This is a genomic window from Brevibacterium samyangense, from assembly GCF_039529845.1.
GTDB classification, from domain to species: domain Bacteria; phylum Actinomycetota; class Actinomycetes; order Actinomycetales; family Brevibacteriaceae; genus Brevibacterium; species Brevibacterium samyangense.
In genome coordinates this window covers 94022-111931 of record NZ_BAAANO010000008.1, presented here as the reverse complement: position 1 = coordinate 111931, position 17910 = coordinate 94022, and the positions used below count along the sequence as shown (strand labels likewise).

Here is a 17910-nt window from a genome sequence, read left to right as displayed (position 1 = left end):
CCCGGGCATCCGACGCCGCAGGTCCGCCGTCCCTTCCTCACCCGAGCCGCGCGCGGATCTCCTCCTCCGAGTGGAGGCGGGGCGGCCTCACGACCTCGTCCGAGCCGAGGAAGTAGAACGCTCCCGTGATCTCACCGGCGTCCGCGTACTCCGGCATGCGGGAGAGCGCCAGGGCGTAGACGGACAACTGCACCGTCATTGTCGCGAGGATCTCCTCCGGCGGCGTCCGACCGGTCTTCCAGTCCACGACCTCGAGCCCGTTCGCGGTCGCGAAGACCGCGTCGATCTTGCCCGGGACGTGGAGGGCGCGGGCCTCCCCCTGGGAGCTGCCCTCGCCGACCGGCAGCACGAGCTCGAAGGACTTCTCGATCGCGACGGGTTGCCGATCTGCGAACGGTGAGGCGAGGAACCGCTCCTGCAGAGTCCGCAGATGAGCGGTGGCACCGGGGCTCAGCCGGCTCCCCGGTTCGTCCTCGAGCAGATCACCGAGCGCGGCCTCCCCGAAGTGGTTCTCGACCCAGGCATGGAACTCGGTGCCGAGTGCGGCGGCCTCGTTCGGCCCGGTCGGCATGGGCCGGCGCAACCGCGCGAGGAATGCGGCCGGGTCCTCCCACAGATCGACGAGGCCCGTCGTCGAGATCCGGCCGGGCAGTTCCTCCGGGCGGACGCCGGCGTCCTCGAGGAGATCGAGGGAACGCTGCGCGAGTACCTGGATCACCGGTTCCGGGGATGCGGTGACGAGTGATTCGAGGGTCGGCGGTGACGTCTCCCGACGGTCCCGCAGGATCGCGAGGCGTGCGGCGCGGGTCCGGAGCACCTCGGGGTCCTCCGGAACCGGCCACGGGGAGGACGTGCCGGCCACGTCGCGCAACGGGTTGCCCGTCTCCGGGGTCTCCGGCATCTCCGGTTCCGTGCGACCGAGTGCGTCCCGGGCCTCGACGAAGAACGGGGAGAGTTCCTTCGGGTCCTTCTGCGCCGCGGTCCTCCACGCGCGGGCGCCGAGCCACAGGAACGACCGGGCGCGGGTCATCGCGACGTACATGAGCCGTCGTTCGCTCTCCCGGTGATGGACCTCGAGCGGGACACGACGGCCCTTCACCCACTCCTCGAGTTCCTTGTGATCGGTGAAATCGTGGTTGCGCAGGTCGAAGGGCACGAGGGCGGCCCGGTCCCGGCGCAACGGGTACGGCAGCGCTCCGCCGGTGAGCCACCCCTGGGTCTCGCGGAGTGCGGTGGGGAACCCGCCGTCGAAAGCACCGGGGATCGCGACCGCGTCGAACTCGAGTCCCTTCGAGGCATGCACCGTCATGACGGTGACGACGTCCTCACTCGTCACGGTCTCCTGCCCCGACAGGGCGTCCCGTTCCTCCATGACGGTGAGCCAGGTGAGGAACTCCTCGGGGCCGGCGCCGGGCCGCCTCGCGGTGAAACCGGACACGAGCGAGAGGAACTCGTCGAGTGCCTTCCGGTGGACCTTCTCCCCCGTCGGGTCGAGGGCGGAGATCTCCGCGTCGATGTCGAGTTCACGGACGATGTCGCGCACGAGTGCCGGCACCGTCGTGAGGTTGCGCCGCAGACGTCGCAGCGCTCGGCCGAGGCGGAGCACCCGGACCGTGGCGTCCCGTCCGAGCCCGCTCGCGCGCCACTGGGCCACGAGCTGCTCCGTACCGGGCTCGGCGCGCCCGGTGAGTGCCGCCGCGACCGGGAGGAGTGCGTCGAGGGCCTCGACCAGTCCGAGGCGTTCCCCCTCCGGAAGATCGAGCACCCGGGTACGCTCCCGGGCGAACCGGGAGAGCGCCGCGACGTCGGCGGCCCCGAGGCGCAGTGACCGTCCCGAGAGCAGTCGCATGAGGTGGTCGCCGGCGGTCGGGTCGGTGACGACGACGAGTGCCGCCCGCAGGTCCGCGACGAAGGGATCGTCGAGGAGTCCGGTCGATCCGACGACGTGCACCTCGAAGCCCCCGGCCTCGAGAGCGGTGCGGACGGCGCCGAACTCCCCGCGCGTGCGACTGAGCACTGCGAGGCTCCGGGCTCCTTCCCGCGCGGCCCGGGTGAGCCACTCCACCATGTGCGCGTATTCATCGGTGACGAATCCCTCGACCGGTGCGCCGAGAGCGGTCCGGAGGACGACCTCGCCGTCGGGGGTGGGCACGCCGGGGATGCGCCGTTCGGTGAGTTCGGTCGACGGATCGTGGTCGGACAGTCCTGCGGCGACCGCGTTGGCGGCCGTGAGGATCGACCGGTCGTTGCGCCAACTCGTCCGCAGACCGAGTTCCCGTGCGGCCGAACCGTCGGGCCGGGGGAACTGCAGGGGGAACTTCGTGATGTTGTCCGCGCTCGCTCCGCGCCATCCGTAGATCGCCTGCCGGGGGTCCCCGACGGCCATGACCGGAAGACCGAGGAAGACCTCGGCACCCTCATCGGCTCCGACGGGGTTCTCGCGGGCGAAGAGCAGCGCGAGCAGCATGGTCTGGGAGGACGAGGTGTCCTGGTACTCGTCGAGGAGCACGACGTCCCACCGGGAGCGTTCGAGGGCGAGTGCATCCGGGTCGGTCCGGAGGGCTGCGTATGCGAAGGCGACCTGATCGGAGAAGTCGAGGGCACCCCGGACACGTTTGCGTTCGAGATACCTGCCGGCGAGCACCGCGATCCGGCGTTTCGTCATGAGTCGTGCGAACACCTCGATCCCGAAGTGTTCGGCGATGTGATCGGCGAGCCTGCACAGGGCCTCCGGGTCCGTGACGCCCCGGACGTCGGGGTCGATCCCGGCTTCCTCGACGAGGTGGTCGAGCACGGCCGTGAGTTCGGCCTTCCGGGCCCGGAGGTCGTCACCCGTGAGGGTCTCCCCGGAAGGGCCCTTGGGGCGCATGCGCACCATCTTCTTCGCGAGGGCGGCCGGCAGCGGTCCGCGGAGGAGATCGAGGAGAGCGTCGTCGATGTGACGGACGACGGCGGGAACGTCCGTGAGGTGGTCGTTGATCTCGCCGGCGAGCGCGAGGAGGCTCTCGACGATCGTCGAGCGGGCGACGTCCGGCGGGATCTCCGCGGTCGTCGCGGCGCTCACGACCTCCGCGGCGAGCGCGCGGGAGGCGGCCTCGTCGAGGACCTCGGAATCGGGTTCGATACCGATCGCCAGGCCGTGTTCGGAGACCAGGGCTGCGGCGTAGGCGTTGTACGTCGACACCTCGGGTACGTCGAGACCCGTGAGTGCCGCACCTGCCTCTCCCGTGTCCTCCTCCCCCACAGCCGCCGTGGCAACGGAGGCTGCCGCGGGTCCGGATGCGGCCCGGAAGCGTGCGAGGAGGCGCCTGATCCGTTCGTTGAGCTCACCGACCGCCTTACGGGTGAAGGTGAGCCCGAGGATGCGGTCGGCGGTCACGAGCCGGTTGGCGACGAGCCACACGACACGCAGGGCGAGGACCGTGGTCTTCCCGGACCCCGCACCGGCGATGACGACGAGAGGTTCGAGGGGCGCCTCGATGATCTCGAGTTGTTCGATCGTCGGAGGGGGGACGTCGAGGATCCGTGCGAGTTCCCGTCCGCAGTAGCGGAACTCACCACGGCACACGTGGTCGGGGGCGTCGATCGGGTGGCTCATCCCTCTGCTCCTTCCGTGGGTGCGAGAGCGAAGGCGGGGCAGGAGGTCTTCACGGGACAGAACGCACACGCCTGCGGGCTCGGGGTCGCGCTGAACACGCTGCTGCGCATCCCGCGCGCGGTGCTGCTCACGAGCTCGAGCGCCCACCGGGGGTTCTCCGCGACCCCGAGGGCGGGCTGTTCGCGCAGGACGTTCCGCCGCAGGAAGACGAGTTCGCCACCGGCCGCGGGACCGGCGGGAACACGGGTGTCGTCGGCGAGGATCGCCCCACCGGCCTCGAGCGCCACCTGATAGGTGCCGAGCTGTGCGTGCTGTTTCGCCTCGTCCTTCGTCACGGGGTTCTTCCCCGTCTTGTAGTCGACGACCCGCAGCCCGGCGGAGGTGCGTTCGAGGCGATCCATCTTTCCGGTGATCCGCCACGGCCCGGCGACCGCGGGATCGTCCACGCGGGTACTCACGGTGGCCTCGGCACCGAGGAGCTCCGCACCGTCCTCGGTACGACTCCGGATGTAGGCGTCGAGGGCACCGATCATGCGCGTGCCGGCCGCGTACTCCCGTTCCTTCTCCCAGTCGGAGGCGAACTCGATCGCCTCGAAGCCGCGGTCGAACTCCTCCTTCATCGCCGCATAACCGCCGTTCGGGTGGTGCTCCGCGATCGCGTGCACGAGCGTGCCGACCGCCTGCGCCTGCGAGGCGGTCGAGCGTCCGCCGTGGGTGGTGAGGAACCACTTGAGCGAGCACTCGGTGAAGGTCTCCACCGCGGAGGGGTTCACGGGGACGACGTCCTCCGGCCCGTGCACCGGTTCCGTGCTCGAGACCTCCCACCATCGGCTCCACGTGATCGGGTCGGCCTCCGCCACACCGGCCCGTTCGAGAGCCACGAGCAGGTCCGCCCAGTGAACGGGGTCCTCGGCGGCGCCGAATTCGCTCCGGGCCCGTCCTGCGATCTCCCGCAGGGAGATCGGGTACCGGGGCCCTCCGCGCACGCGACGCCGGGACACCGGTCCCTCCGGTTCGCCGTCATGGGCTCCGGTACCGGCTGCCGACGGGTGGTCGGCGTCCTCGGCGGAGCCGTCCGTCACGGTGGCATCGCCGTCCCCCGCCGACGTGGGGCTCGCGTACCGCGGTCCCAGCTCACGTGCCGCGCCCTGCACGGTGTGGAAGAAGATGCTCGGGGAGTTCTCCCCGTCGTCGAGGGCGACGACGACCGCGTGCTCGCGGGCGCGGGTGAGGGCCGACAGGAACAGCATCGCCTCGTCCTCGATCACCGCGCGCCGTCTGGCCTGGTGCACCCGCGGGTCCCCGAGCGCGGGGGTCCGGCCCTCGAGGGCGTCGACGAGATCCTCGAGGGCGAAGATCGTGCCGCGCACCCGGGGGTTCGGCCACCGGCCCTCGTCGACGTCGGCGATGACGACATGCCGGAACTCACGGTGGGCGAGCGCGGCGGGCGATTCCACGACGACGACGTCACGGGCTCCGGTGCGCGCGAGGGAGTCCTGGGCGACGTCCTGGTCGAGCACGAGTGCGGCGAAAGACTCGGCGTTGTTCGTCCCGCGGGAGGCGAACTTCTCCGCGAGGCTCATGAGTCGCAGGACCGCGTCGATCCGGTCGTTGAGCGGGTCGACGGGGTTTCCCGTCGCACGGCGCTCCCAGTGGTCGGCGACCGCCGCGGTCTCCCAGAGGTGCCACAGCGCGCTGTGGGGGTCGTGCAACCGGACCTCGGCCGCGGCGTCGAGGAGCGCCTTGACTCGGCGGAGTTCCGGCGGGAGCGCGTCCTCCTCCCAGGTCCGGAGTGCGTGGACGGGACGTGAGGGCCCGGGCACCTCGGCGAGCGACGGGTCCACGGCGAGGAGCGCGCGTTCGAGACTGCGCATCGCGAGGGGGTCGAGGCCGACGTACACGCCGGTGAGGAGGGTCGCGACGAGGGACCGGTGGTGCTCCTCGTCCTCCGGCCGGACGATGAGGGCACGCAGCAACGGTGCGGTCGCCGGGTCCACGGCGAGCGGGAGCACCGTGGCGTCGACGGGGACCCCGAGGCTGCCGAGTTCCTGGCGCAGCCCGTTCGCGGTTCCGGAGGACCGAGTGACGACCGCGCAGTCCGCCCAGTCGAGGCCGAGATCGTGGTGCCAGTGTCGCAGCAACCGCGCGATCGCCCGTGCGCGTTCCGCTCCCGAGGGCGCGGTGAGGCACTCGACGGTCGTCGACCGCGCGGTCATCGGGACCTCCGCCGCGAGGTGGTCGCGCCATTTGAGGCGGGAGACCCGGCGTGCGAAGTCCTGGGAGACGGCGGCTCCCGTCCCCTGCACCCGGGAGTCGTCACCGACCGCCGGCAGGACCTCGATCCGATGTCCGGTGGGCCCGGCGAACGGTGGGTCCGGGGTCCATGCGGCGCGCAGGACCGCGCCGGTGGCTCCGCGGAAGGCCTGGGTGCCGGTGTCCGGGGACCCGAGGACACCGATGACGGTCCCGAGGTCCCGCAGTGCGACGAGGAGGGGGACCGCGGCGTCGGGCACGTCCTGCGCGGCGTCGACGAGGAGCACGCGGGGCACGAGGTCCCCCGAGAAACTCCAGCGGGTGCCGGCCCGCACCGAGGAGTCCACGCGCTGGGCGCGGACGATCCCCGCGGCCCGGGCGAGGACCGAGGCGGTGTCCACCCCGCCGAAGCCGGGCACGTCGAGAAGGTCCTGGTAGTCCTGGAGGATCTCCGCGGCGACGATCCATTCGCCCCGGTATCGCCGGCCGAGCTCCCGCACGCGTGCCGGGGTCGCGTCCCGTTCGAGGAGCCGATCGAGCACGTCCCGCAGCTGACTGCGGAACTCGGCGGTCGCGCGGACCTCCGGGGACAGGCGCTCGGTCCACGTCGGCGGGGTGATCCCCCGTTCCGCGGCGTGGTCGTACCCGTCGAGCAGTTCCGCCAGCAGCGCGTCCTGATCCGCACCGGAGACGAAGCGGGTGCTCTCCCCGAACTCGGCGGCGCGGAACGCGGACACGAGTCCGAACGCGAAGGAGTGGAGGCTCCGGGCGGCCGGGGACCTGCGGACACCCGCGCGGTCGCCGGCGGACACGGAGTCGCGCAGTTCGTTCGCGTGGTCGCGGTCCGGGGCGAGCACGAGGACCTCGTCCGCCGGCACGAGCCCCGCGAGGGCCGCGTGGACGCGCCGCACGAGGTCCGTCTTGCCGGTGCCCGGGCCGCCGACGACGGCACAGGACGTACCCGTGGCGAGCGCCCGCGCCAGTTCCGGAGCGAGGTCGTCGCCGGGCCCCGGCTCCCGCCGACGGCCGGACTCACGGGGCGGGGTACCGGGGTCCACCGAGCACTGCACATCCATGTCCCTCATCCAAGCACGAGGCACGGACACAGTCCCGATGCCCCGGTGGCGACGCACGTCACGTGCACGTCACGGGATCCCCCGGGGACGCAAGCGACTTGTGACCTGTAGATGACAGATCTGCGACACAAAACAGCGGTTCCGCGCTTTTACGCGTTGGTAGGTTCGGATCATGACAACGACCGGCACCCCTTCCCGTATGCCTCGGGCGCAGAGACGCGCCCAACTCATCCGTGTAGCCACGGACGTGTTCGCGCAGAGCGGGTACCACATGGCGTCGATGGACGAGGTCGCGTCCGCCGCCGGGGTCTCGAAGCCCGTCCTTTACCAGCACTTCGCCTCGAAGAAGGACCTCTACATCGCGGTGGTCGACACTGCCGCGTGCATGCTCGACGAGGTTTTGCGGCCCGCACTCGATCTGCCCGATCACCGACAGCGCACCGAGGTCGCCGTCGCAGAGCTCCTCCGTTTCGTCTCCGAGCATCCCGCCGAGTACCTCACGCTGCACTTCCGGGACAACTACGAGGACGAGGTCCGTGACCGGGTCACGCAGTCGCGGAACCTCTTCGCCGAGCGGATCGCGCACGTGTTCTCGGACGCCGTCGGTCTCCCGTCCACGTGGGCCGGCAGCCTCGGTGCGGTCGTCGTCGGAATGGTCGACAGCGCGGGTCTCTACCTGCAGGAGAACCCGCAGCTCGACCTCGAGGAGTACACGGCGTTCGTCACCACGGTGCTGTGGAACGGACTCAGCGCGATTTACGCCGGGGGCGGAACCGGGACGGCCACGGACGGTGTCGGGCCGCCGACCGCCGTAGAGTGAGTCCCGTACCGGGCACGCCGCAGTGCGCGCCCGGAGGCGACACCAGTGGAGAGGAAGGACTCACATGGAAATCAAGATCGGCGTGCGCCAGGCTCCTCGGGAGATCGTCATCGACGCGGCGGAGACCGCGGACAGTGTGGCGGAGAAGGTCACCGCAGCACTGAGCGGGGCCTCCGGCGTCCTCGCGTTCAAGGACGAGAAGGGCCGTCAGGTGCTCGTCCCCGCGGACGCCCTCGCCTATGTCGAGACCGGCACGGAGACCCACCGTCCGGTCGGCTTCGGACTCTCCTGAGCCGTCCCGACTCCGGGCCCTTCCGGATCCGCGCCCGAGGCGCCCCGCACCACGCAGGGCCCGTCACCTCACGAGGTGGCGGGCTCTGCGGCGTGGCAGGGAGGGCGGATGCTCAGGCGACGAGTCCGAGCCCGCTCATCCGCCGGGAGTGGTTCGACAGACACTTCTCGGTCACCGCGACGACGGTGGCCTCGGGCGCCCCGATCTCGGAGAGGAGGATCGAGCGGCCCCGGGTCATCGCCTCGGCGACGAGGCGGCGGCCCCACAGGGCCAGACGGGAGGACAGAGCGCCCCCGTTCTCCGCGATCGCCCGCTCGAGACGGGACCGGAGGAATTCCGCCTGACGTGTATCATCGAGGGCAGCAGTGGCAACCCGTTCGCTCGTGTCGTCGAGATTCGTGAGGGACGCCCGATAGAAGTCCTTCATGATTCCGTCGAGCACATAGCCCTTCATGAGGCTCTCGTACCAATCACCCGGTTGGGTACGTTCACCGAAGACCGCGAACGTCGCACCGACACCGCGCATGCGCTCCACGGAGTCCACGCCGAGTTCGGTGATCCGGCCCGCGAGCGCCCGATAGTGGTCGAGCGAGTGGCCGGCGGCGAGAGCGAGGTCCACCTTGTCCGCGACGCTCGGCGCAATGCGTGCGTCCGCCGCGAACTGTTCGAAGGACGTGAGTTCACCGAACGCCAACATGGCAAGGGTTGCCACCTGGGTATTCGGGTCCTGTTCGGATGGATCCGGAGAAGCCGGTCGAGCTGCACACATGTGCTCCAGCCTACCGGCAGCCCGGTCGTAGCGTGCTCCCCGCGGGAGCACCGTGAGGAGAACGAGAACATGACAGATATTGCACAGGTTGCCGCGGCACAGGTGAGCCCCGACGTCACCGTCGAGGACCTCGCGGAACAGACCTTCGCCGACTTCGGGGTGTCCGAGGAGATCACCTCGGCACTCGCCGCGAAGGGCATCGAACACCCCTTCCCCATCCAGGCGCTCACCCTGCCCGTCGCGCTCACGGGCGCGGACATCATCGGTCAGGCGAAGACCGGTACCGGCAAGACCCTCGGCTTCGGCATCCCGCTGCTCCAGCGCGTCACCGGCCCGGAGGAGGACGGGTTCACCGGGGAGGCCGCCGGCCGGTCCCCGCAGGCCCTCGTCGTCGTCCCGACGCGTGAGCTCGCGAAGCAGGTGGCGGACGACTTCCTCGTCGCCTCCGCGAACCGGAACATCTCGATCGTCACGATCTACGGCGGCAAGGACTTCGATCCGCAGATCGCGTCCCTCAAGGCCGGTGCCGATGTCGTCGTCGGCACCCCGGGGCGTCTGCTCGACCTCTACGGGCGCCGTGTCCTCAAGCTCGACGCGGTCCGCACCGTCGTCCTCGACGAGGCCGACGAGATGCTCGACCTCGGCTTCCTCCCGGACGTCGAGCGGATCATCGCGGCGGTCCCGCCGGTCCGGCAGACCATGCTCTTCTCGGCGACGATGCCCGGCGCCGTCATCACGATGGCACGTCGGTACATGTCGAAGCCGACGCACATCCGCACGCAGGACCCGGACGACCAGGGCACGACCGCGAAGAACGTCAAGCAGTTCGTGTACCGCGCCCACTCGATGGACAAGTCGGAACTCGTGGCCCGAGCACTCCAGGCCGAGGGACGCGGCAAGACGATCATCTTCGCGCGGACGAAGCGCACTGCGGACCGCCTCGCGGAGGAGCTCGTCGACCGCGGTTTCGAGGCCCGCCCGCTCCACGGCGATCTCAATCAGCAGGCCCGTGAGCGCGCGCTCAAGCAGTTCCGCGAGGGCGGTGGCGTCGACATCCTCGTCGCGACCGACGTCGCGGCGCGCGGCATCGACATCGACGACGTCACCCACGTCTTCAACTACCAGTGCCCGGACGACGAGAAGACGTACATCCACCGCATCGGACGGACCGGTCGTGCCGGCCGTACGGGTGTGGCGATCACCCTCGTCGACTGGGACGACATGCCGAAGTGGCGCCTCGTGAACAAGGCGCTCGACCTCGACTTCGACGAGCCCGCGGAGACGTACTCGAGCTCGCCCCACCTCTTCACCGACCTCGGCATCCCCGAGGGCACGAAGGGTCGCCTGCGCCGTCGGAAGCCCGCCGCCGGTGAGGACTCCTCGGGAGATCGCCGCGAGCGTGGCGAGCGGAAGCCGGCCCGGGGCGGCTCCCGCCGAGCCGGATCCGACCGCCGGTCCGCGTCGTCCCGGTCCGCCGGCGACGCCCCGAAGGGCGAGGCAACGAAGTCCGGTGACCGGGACACCGAGGCCCCGCGCCGCTCGCGCACCCGCCGCCGCACGCGTTCGGGCAAGCCGAGCGGTCACACCGCACGTGCCGAGCGGGGTGACGCTCCCGCCGCGGAGTGACGCCCTCCCTCGATGACAGAGGCGGATGACAGAGGCGCCGGTCGGATTCCCGACCGGTGCCTCGGCGTTCCCGGAGCCCTCAGCGTGTGGTGACACTGCCCTCAACCCGGCAGGTAGGGGCTCCCGGTGGCCCGCTCGAGAAGTGACCAGAACATGTCGGACGCGGTCGTGTGCTCTCCGAGCCGGTTGACCTTCCCCGCCCCGTGGTAATCGCTGGATCCCGTGACGATCAGTCCGTGGGAGGCGGCGAGCGCCCGGAGGCGTTCGCGGGCCTCGGGCGGGTTGTCGCGGTGGTCGACCTCGATCCCGTCGAGGCCGGCGTCGATCATCTCCCGCATGCCCGCGGCGGGGAGCACCCGGCCACGGGCCGAGGCTGCGGGGTGTGCGAACACGGTGACCCCGCCGGCCTCGTGGACGAGGTGGATCGCCTCGAGCGGGGACAGCACCTGCACGGGCACGTAGTAGCGTTCGCGGCTCGAGAGGATGCCCGCGAAGGCGACGTCGCGGCTCGGGACGATACCCGCGTGGACGAGGGCGTCGGCGATGTGCGGGCGACCGATCGTCGTGTGTTCGCCGGCCTGTGCGAGGACGTCGTCGAGGGTGATCGCGAAGTCCTCCGCGAGTCGTTCGACCATCGTGCGCATCCGCGTCGTGCGCACCTGTCGGGTCGTGCGGACGACCTCCATGAGTGCGGAGTCCGCCGCGGAGTCGAAGAGGTATCCGAGGAGGTGCACACCGATCCCGTCGAGGCGGCAGGAGATCTCCATCCCCCGCACGAGCCCGATCCCGGCAGCACGTGCGGCCTCCGCGGCCTCGTCCCAGCCGGAGATCGTGTCGTGGTCGGTGAGCCCGAGGACGTCGATCCCCCGCATCGCCGCCTCGTCGACGAGCTCCGCAGGGGTCTGGGTGCCGTCGGAGAACCGCGAGTGGGTGTGGAGATCGATGATCATGGTCCGATCGTATTCCCTCACTATGCTGGTCCCATGACGGATTCCTCCACGCCTGCAGCCAGCCAGACCGCACCCGAGGGCACGACCTCCCCCGACGACCAGGACCTCTCGCAGCGGGTCAACACCCGTTCCCGCCGTCCCCAGTCGAAGGCCTTCCGTGAATTCGTCGCCTCCGGGTGGGACCACCGCCCGGCCGCGGACGTCACGCCGCTCGAGTCTGCGGCATGGACACCCGCCCGTCGCGCGGCCCTCTCGGCACAGTTCCCCGGGGAGCGCCTCGTCGTCCCCGCCGGCACGTACAAGCAGCGGTCGAACGATACCGACTACCGGTTCCGCGCACATTCGGCCTTCGTCCACCTCACGGGTCTCGACCAGGACCAGGAGCCCGACTCCGTCCTCGTCCTCGAACCCGTCCCGGACTCCACCGAGCACGAAGCGACGTTCTACTTCCGTCCCCGCGCCGGTTCGGACACCGAGGAGTTCTTCTCCGACTCGACCTACGGCGAGTACTGGGTGGGCCCCCGCGCCGAGCTCGAGACGATGGAGACCCTCATCGGCGTGCGGTGCGAGAACATCGCGGTCGCCGCCGATGCGATCACGAAGGACCTCGGCAGCACCTCCGTGCGACTGCTGCGCGGCGTGGACCTGGCCCTCGAAGCACAGGTGGACACCGCTCGGACGCAGGTGCAGGCGGACCTCGACGCCTCCCACGCCGGGGACGACGAGATGGCCCAGTTCCTCTCCGAACTCCGCCTCGTCAAGGACGACCACGAGATCGCCCAGATGCGCCGGGCGGTGGAGATCACCCGCGCCGGGTTCGACAACGTCGTGGCCGCGCTGCCGAAGGCCCTCACCCACCACCGGGGCGAGCGGGTCGTCGAGACCGCGTTCGAACTCGCCGCCCGCACCGAGGGGTACGGCCTCGGGTACGACACGATCGCAGCCTCGGGCAATCACGCCTGCACCCTCCACTGGATCAAGAACGACGGGGTCGTGCGCGAGGGCGATCTCATCCTCGTCGACGCCGGTGCGGAGGCCGATTCCCTCTACACCGCGGACATCACCCGCACCCTCCCGGTCTCCGGGACCTTCACGGAGATCCAGGCGAAGATCTACGACGCGGTTCTCGAGGCCTCGGACGCCGCGTTCGCGAAGGCCGCCTCCCACGTCGACGGTCCCGTGCGGTTCGGCGAGATCCACGACGCCGCGATGGAGGTCATCGCCCGGCATCTCGAGGAATGGGGGCTCCTGCCCGTCTCCGCCGCCCAGTCCCTCTCCCCCGAGGGCCAGCAGCACCGCCGATGGATGGTCCACGGCACGAGCCACCACCTCGGTCTCGACGTCCACGACTGTGCCCAGGCGCGCGCGGAGATGTACCTCGACGGCCTCGTCGAACCGGGCATGGTCTTCACGATCGAGCCCGGCCTGTACTTCAAGGACGAGGACCTCCTCCTGCCCGAGGAGTTCCGCGGCATCGGTGTGCGGATCGAGGACGACGTCCTCGTGACGGACACCGGCGTCGAGAACCTCTCCGCCGACTTCCCGCGCACCCGCGCGGAGGTCGAGGCGTGGGTGCAGCAGGGCCGATGAGTCACCTCCCGCTCGGCTCCCTCTCCCGCGGCCGAGGCGCCCTCGCGGTGCCCGGCATGCGCCTCGGTCACGCCGGGCGGACCTCCGATGGCGCCCTCACCGGCACCACCGTCCTCGTCCCTCCCCCGGGTTCCGTCGCCGCGGTCGACGTCCGCGGCGGCGGACCGGCCGGTCACGAGACCGATGTCATCCGCCCCGGCACACATCCCTACGGTGCGGATGCTCTCGTCCTCACCGGGGGCAGCGCTTTCGGGCTCGTCACGGCACACGGAGTGCAGCGCGGGCTCATGGAGGACGGTGCAGGGTTCCCGGCCCCGGGCCTGCCCGGCGTCACCGTCCCGATCGTCCCGGCCTCCGCGGTGTTCGACCTCGGCCGCGGCGGTGTTCCCTTCGCTCCCCCGCAGGAGGAGGACGGCTACCGCGCGTACCGCGACGCCCGGGAGGACCAGCCCGGACTGCGCGGCTCCGTCGGTGCCGGGCTCGGGGCGTGGACCGGTCGCGGGGTGCTCCGCGGCGGTCTCGGGCAGGCGGTGCTCCGCACGCCGAACGGATACACCGTGACGGCGACCGTCGTCGTGAACGCCATGGGTTCGGCCGTCGATCGGTTCGGGAACTTCCTTGCCGCCGGCGTCCTCGCCGGGTACGGCTGGGAGCTCCCCCGGATCCCGGCGGTCACCGAGCGCTGGGCGAACCTCGACGCACGCGCGGACGGGACGGCCGCGGACGTCCCCGCTTCGCCGCGGAACACGACGATCGCCTGTGTGACGACGGACGCTGCGCTCGATACGGCACAGGCGGAACGGCTCGCCGGTTCCGCGCATGCGGGCCTGGCCCGCGCGCTCCACCCCTCCCACACCCTGTACGACGGGGACACGGTCTACGCACTCGCGACGGCCTCGGCGCCGGTGGCCCGGGAGGCCCTCCCGACCGTGCTCGTCGAGCTCAACATCGCGGCAGCGGACGTGCTCAGCGCCGCGATCGTCGACGCCGTGATGAGTGCGGACGCCTCGCCGGTACCGGCACCCGTCCCGCTGAGCCCGCCGGCGGTGCGGGACCTCGCCCCGGACATCGCCGAGGCGTGGGACCGGGGGGCCTGACCCCTCGCCCTGCCAGGGCTGGGTGTCCCCTGCTCAGGGCTGCGTGTCCCCCTGCTCAGGGCTGCGTGTCCCCCTGCTCAGGGCTGCGTACGCGGCTGCGCGAGCAGACGCTTCGCCTCCGCCGTGTGGGTGAGCGGGCAGACGACCTCGTAGGACGTCGCGAGGAGCGCCGGGGTCGTCACCACCGCGCCCTGTTTGCGTCCGAGCGCCTTGAGAGCGAGGGCCGCGATCATGCCGATGCCGATGCACACGACGACGATCGGGGCGAACGTGAGCGTCTGGAGCGCCTCCTGACCGCCGACCATCGCCACGACGAGACCCGCGACGAGCCCGAGCCAGGCACCGCTCACCGCTCCGCGCCACGCGGCAGCACCCCACGACCGCGATCCCTCGACGGATTCGACCATGTGGATCCCCGAACCGACGATCGAGAGCACCCGCACGTCGAACCCCTGCCGCGCGAGATGCCGGACGGTGTCCTTGGCGTCGTCGTGCGAGGGATGGGAAGCGATGATCTCCCCGTGCGGGAGCTGCGTGAGCGGGGACCTGGGCATACCTCCAGTATGCCCTGCCGGACCGCGCCACGGACGGGTGTTGCCCCGCTGATCAGCGCGTCCGTCGACTAGTCTGGGCTCCGTGGTGAGTACGGGAGATCGTGTGTTCGTCGCGCGCCTCGCCGGTTCCCCGGTCTTCGACCCGCTCGGGGACCAGGTCGGCAAGGTCCGCGACGCCGTCGTCGTGTTCCGGGCGACCCTCCGGCAACAGCCGAAGGTGGTCGGTCTCGTCGTCGAGGTCCCCGGCCGCCGGCGCGTCTTCGTCCCGATGGGCCGGGTGACGAGCATCGACGCCGGAGCGATCATCACCACCGGCCTCGTGAACATGCGGCGGTTCGAACAGCGGACGACGGAGACGCTCGCCCTCGGTGAACTCCTCGGCCGCAAGCTGCGGATCCGCACCGACGGCACCCCCGTGCGCATCGAGGACATCGGCATCGAGCGTCAGCGCAACCGCGAATGGGAGGTCACCCGCCTCTTCGTCCGCAAGGTGCCGGAGAAGCCGAGTGCCTTCGACCGGTTCCGCCGACGCGGCGAGACCCTCCAGGTCGGATGGAACGAGGTCGATCACCCCGAGGACTTCGCGGTCGACCAGGAGGCCACCCAGCTCATCGCGGCTTATCAGGACACGAAAGCCGCGGACCTCGCCGATGTCATGCGCGACCTCACCTCGAAGCGTCGCCTCGAGGTCGCCCGCGAGCTCGACAACGAACGCCTCGCGGACGTGCTCCAGGAACTCCCGGAGACGACGTCGATCGAGATCGTCTCCGCCCTCGACATGGACCGCGCCGCCGAGGTCCTCGAGGCGATGGAACCCGACGACGCCGCCGACCTCCTCGGCGATCTCTCCGACGAGGAGGCCGAGGCGCTCCTCGCGGCCATGGAACCGGAGGAGGCGAAGGACGTGAGGACCCTCCTGTCCTACGACGAGGACACCGCCGGCGGTCTCATGACGACCGAACCGGTCGTCCTCGCCCCGGAGACGACTGTTGCGGAGGCCCTCGCACACGTGCGCAGGGAGGAGCTCGCTCCCGCCCTCGCCGCCGCGGTGTTCGTGTGCCGACAGCCGCTCGAACCGCCCACGGGCAAGTACCTCGGCCTCGTCCACATCCAGGCGCTCCTACGTGAACCGCCGAGCGCCCCGGTGGGCTCGATCATCGACGACGAGGTGGAGGCGCTCTCCCCGCACGCCCCGTTGAGCGAACTCACGAAGGTCCTCGCGGCGTACAACCTCGTGTCCGTCCCCATCACGGACGAGAACGACCACCTCATCGGTGTCGTCACCGTCGACGACGTCCTCGACGAACTGCTGCCCGACGACTGGCGGATGGGCGGCGACGACCTCGAGTCGGAGGTGAACCGTGGCCGATGACCGTCGTCCCCGCGCCGAGGTGCGCCGGGCCGAACCCCGGAGGACCGAGTCGCGCGCCGCCGAGGCCCGTCGGCCCGAGCCCCGTCGCCCCGACGGCGCACCCAGGACGAAGAAGGACGTCTCCCTCGACACCCCGCGCGCCCGCGGCCGGGGCTCGTTCCGCCTCATGTCGCGCGAGACCTTCGGTGCCGGGGCTGAGGCGTTCGCCCGGTTCATGGGCACCCCGCAGTTCCTCGTCGGCATGACGATCTTCTGCGGCGTGTGGCTCGCGTGGAACTCACTCGCCCCCGTCCCGCTCCAGTTCGACCCCAAGGCGCTCAACTACACACTCCTCACGCTCATCCTCTCGCTCCAGGCCTCCTACGCCGCACCCCTGCTGCTGCTCGCCGAGAACCGCAGCGCCGACCGTGACCGGGTCGAGTTCGAGACGGACCGGCAGCGTGCCGAACGGAATCTCGCGGACACCGAGTACCTCACCCGCGAGGTCGCGAGCCTGCGCATCGCGATGCGCGACATGGCGACGCGTGACTTCATCCGCTCGGAACTGCGCGACCTCGTCGGCGATCTCGAGGACCACAAGGACGATCTCGAGAGGCGGGCGGCCGACCTCGACGCACGGGCCGCGGACCTCGAGGAGCGCGAACGCCGGCTCCAGGAGCTCCTCGACCGGATCGACTCCGGTGCCGGCTCCGCGCGTGATGCCGGGGACGGCGTCGTCGACGATTCCGGGAACGGTTCCGGGGATGGTGCGGGGAGCGCCCGAACCGATTCGGATCCTCCGGCGTGATGGCCGACAATGGACGGAGCACTTCGACACCCGAGAGGACGCACGGTAACTCCATGGCACTGCCCACACAGGACGAGATCCGATCCGCGCTCGAGAAGGTGATGGATCCGGAGATCAAACGGAGCATCATCGAACTCGACATGGTCGACGACGTGCAGATCGCCGCGGACGGGCGCGTGACCGTCACGGTCCTGCTCACCGTCGCGGGCTGCCCGCTCAAGGACACCATCACCCGGGACACGACGAACGCGCTCACCGCCCTCGACGGCGTCACCGCGGTCGACGTCCGCCTCGGCACGATGACCCCCGAACAGCGCCAGGCGATGCGCGAGAAGCTCCAGGGCGCCGGCGCGACCCGGGAGATCCCGTTCAACCAGCCGAGCTCGCTCACCCGCATCTATGCGATCGCCTCCGGCAAGGGAGGCGTCGGCAAGTCCTCGGTGACCGCCAACCTCGCGGTGCAGATGGCCCGCAGCGGCCTGCGTGTGGGCGTCATCGACGCGGATATCTACGGCTTCTCGATCCCGAGTATGCTCGGGGTCTCCGGCAACCCGACCCGTGTCGACGACATGATCATCCCGCAGGTCGCGCACGACGTGAAGGTCATGAGTATCGGGATGTTCGTGCCCGCGAACCAGCCCGTCGTGTGGCGTGGTCCCATGCTCCACCGTGCCCTCCAACAGTTCCTCACCGACGTCTTCTGGGGTGACCTCGACGTCCTCCTCCTCGACCTGCCGCCCGGCACCGGTGACATCGCGATCTCCGTCGCGCAGCTGCTCCCGGGTTCCGAGCTCGTCGTCGTCACGACCCCGCAGCAGGCGGCCGCGCAGGTCGCCGAACGCGCCGGTGCGATCGCGGTGCAGACGCGGCAGCGCGTCGTCGGAGTCGTCGAGAACATGTCGTGGCTCGAACTGCCGGACGGTTCCCGCATGGACGTGTTCGGTACCGGAGGCGGCGCCGTCGTCTCCGCGAACCTCGAGCGGACGCTCGGCGCGCAGGTGCCGCTGCTCGGCACCATCCCGCTCGACCCGGCCGTCCGCGCCGGATCGGATGCCGGTACCCCTGCGGTCATCGCGGACCCGGACTCCCCCGCCGCGGCCTCGTTCCGGTCGATCGCGGACTCGCT

Annotated in this window: 13 protein-coding genes; 8 read left to right on the top strand and 5 right to left on the bottom strand. The window is 70.8% G+C overall.

The genetic code is table 11. The annotated features are described in order from the left end of the window. Positions 1-37: 37 nt before the first annotated feature. A complete protein-coding gene (locus ABD172_RS04490) occupies positions 38-3598 on the bottom strand; it encodes an ATP-dependent helicase (RefSeq protein ID WP_344307335.1) in 3561 nt (1186 codons plus the stop codon). Further along, entirely contained in the window at positions 3595-6927 is a 3333-nt protein-coding gene (locus tag ABD172_RS04485) for a PD-(D/E)XK nuclease family protein (protein ID WP_344307334.1), read from the bottom strand. Before ABD172_RS04485 ends, ABD172_RS04490 begins: the two co-directional genes overlap by 4 nt. Before the next feature lie 172 nt (positions 6928-7099). Here ABD172_RS04485 and ABD172_RS04480 point away from each other — a divergent pair, with 172 nt between their 5' ends. Then, positions 7100-7747, top strand: a complete 648-nt coding sequence (locus ABD172_RS04480) for a TetR/AcrR family transcriptional regulator (protein ID WP_344307332.1) — start codon at positions 7100-7102, stop codon at positions 7745-7747. Between the two features lie 64 nt (positions 7748-7811). After that, complete coding sequence (locus tag ABD172_RS04475; RefSeq protein ID WP_344307330.1) at positions 7812-8039, top strand: DUF3107 domain-containing protein; 228 nt, start codon at positions 7812-7814, stop codon at positions 8037-8039. A 112-nt stretch (positions 8040-8151) separates the two neighbouring features. Here ABD172_RS04475 and ABD172_RS04470 read toward each other — a convergent pair whose 3' ends face one another. Next, the gene (locus tag ABD172_RS04470) at positions 8152-8751 is read right to left on the bottom strand and encodes a ferritin-like fold-containing protein (RefSeq protein ID WP_344307329.1); all 600 of its coding nucleotides are present in this window, start codon (positions 8749-8751) and stop codon (positions 8152-8154) included. Between the two features lie 126 nt (positions 8752-8877). Here ABD172_RS04470 and ABD172_RS04465 point away from each other — a divergent pair, with 126 nt between their 5' ends. Beyond that, positions 8878-10434, top strand: coding sequence for a DEAD/DEAH box helicase (locus ABD172_RS04465; protein ID WP_344307327.1), 1557 nt, complete (start codon positions 8878-8880; stop codon positions 10432-10434). A 101-nt stretch (positions 10435-10535) separates the two neighbouring features. Here the strand turns inward: ABD172_RS04465 and ABD172_RS04460 are convergent, their stop codons facing one another. After that, positions 10536-11384 carry a PHP domain-containing protein gene (locus ABD172_RS04460; protein ID WP_344307325.1) on the bottom strand — a complete coding sequence of 283 codons (849 nt, stop codon included), beginning with the start codon at positions 11382-11384 and terminating at the stop codon, positions 10536-10538. A 33-nt stretch (positions 11385-11417) separates the two neighbouring features. On the opposite strand from ABD172_RS04460, the gene ABD172_RS04455 reads away from it, so the two are divergent. After that, entirely contained in the window at positions 11418-12974 is a 1557-nt protein-coding gene (locus tag ABD172_RS04455; RefSeq protein ID WP_344307324.1) for an aminopeptidase P family protein, read from the top strand. Further along, positions 12971-14071: a P1 family peptidase gene (locus ABD172_RS04450; protein ID WP_344307322.1), complete on the top strand. Its 1101-nt coding sequence runs from the start codon at positions 12971-12973 to the stop codon at positions 14069-14071. Before ABD172_RS04455 ends, ABD172_RS04450 begins: the two co-directional genes overlap by 4 nt. A gap of 77 nt (positions 14072-14148) precedes the next feature. Here the strand turns inward: ABD172_RS04450 and ABD172_RS04445 are convergent, their stop codons facing one another. Continuing rightward, a complete protein-coding gene (locus tag ABD172_RS04445) occupies positions 14149-14625 on the bottom strand; it encodes a YflT domain-containing protein (protein WP_344307320.1) in 477 nt (158 codons plus the stop codon). Between the two features lie 85 nt (positions 14626-14710). Between ABD172_RS04445 and ABD172_RS04440 the strand changes: the two genes are divergently transcribed. The 3 genes from ABD172_RS04440 to ABD172_RS04430 form a co-directional block, all read left to right on the top strand. Further along, the gene (locus ABD172_RS04440; protein WP_344307555.1) at positions 14711-15997 is read left to right on the top strand and encodes a magnesium transporter MgtE N-terminal domain-containing protein; all 1287 of its coding nucleotides are present in this window, start codon (positions 14711-14713) and stop codon (positions 15995-15997) included. Then, positions 15987-16784 carry a DUF1003 domain-containing protein gene (locus tag ABD172_RS04435; RefSeq protein ID WP_344307318.1) on the top strand — a complete coding sequence of 266 codons (798 nt, stop codon included), beginning with the start codon at positions 15987-15989 and terminating at the stop codon, positions 16782-16784. Before ABD172_RS04440 ends, ABD172_RS04435 begins: the two co-directional genes overlap by 11 nt. A gap of 53 nt (positions 16785-16837) precedes the next feature. Then, positions 16838-17910, top strand: a 1073-nt coding sequence (locus tag ABD172_RS04430) for an Mrp/NBP35 family ATP-binding protein (protein WP_344307317.1), incomplete at its 3' end; no start/stop codon positions are given.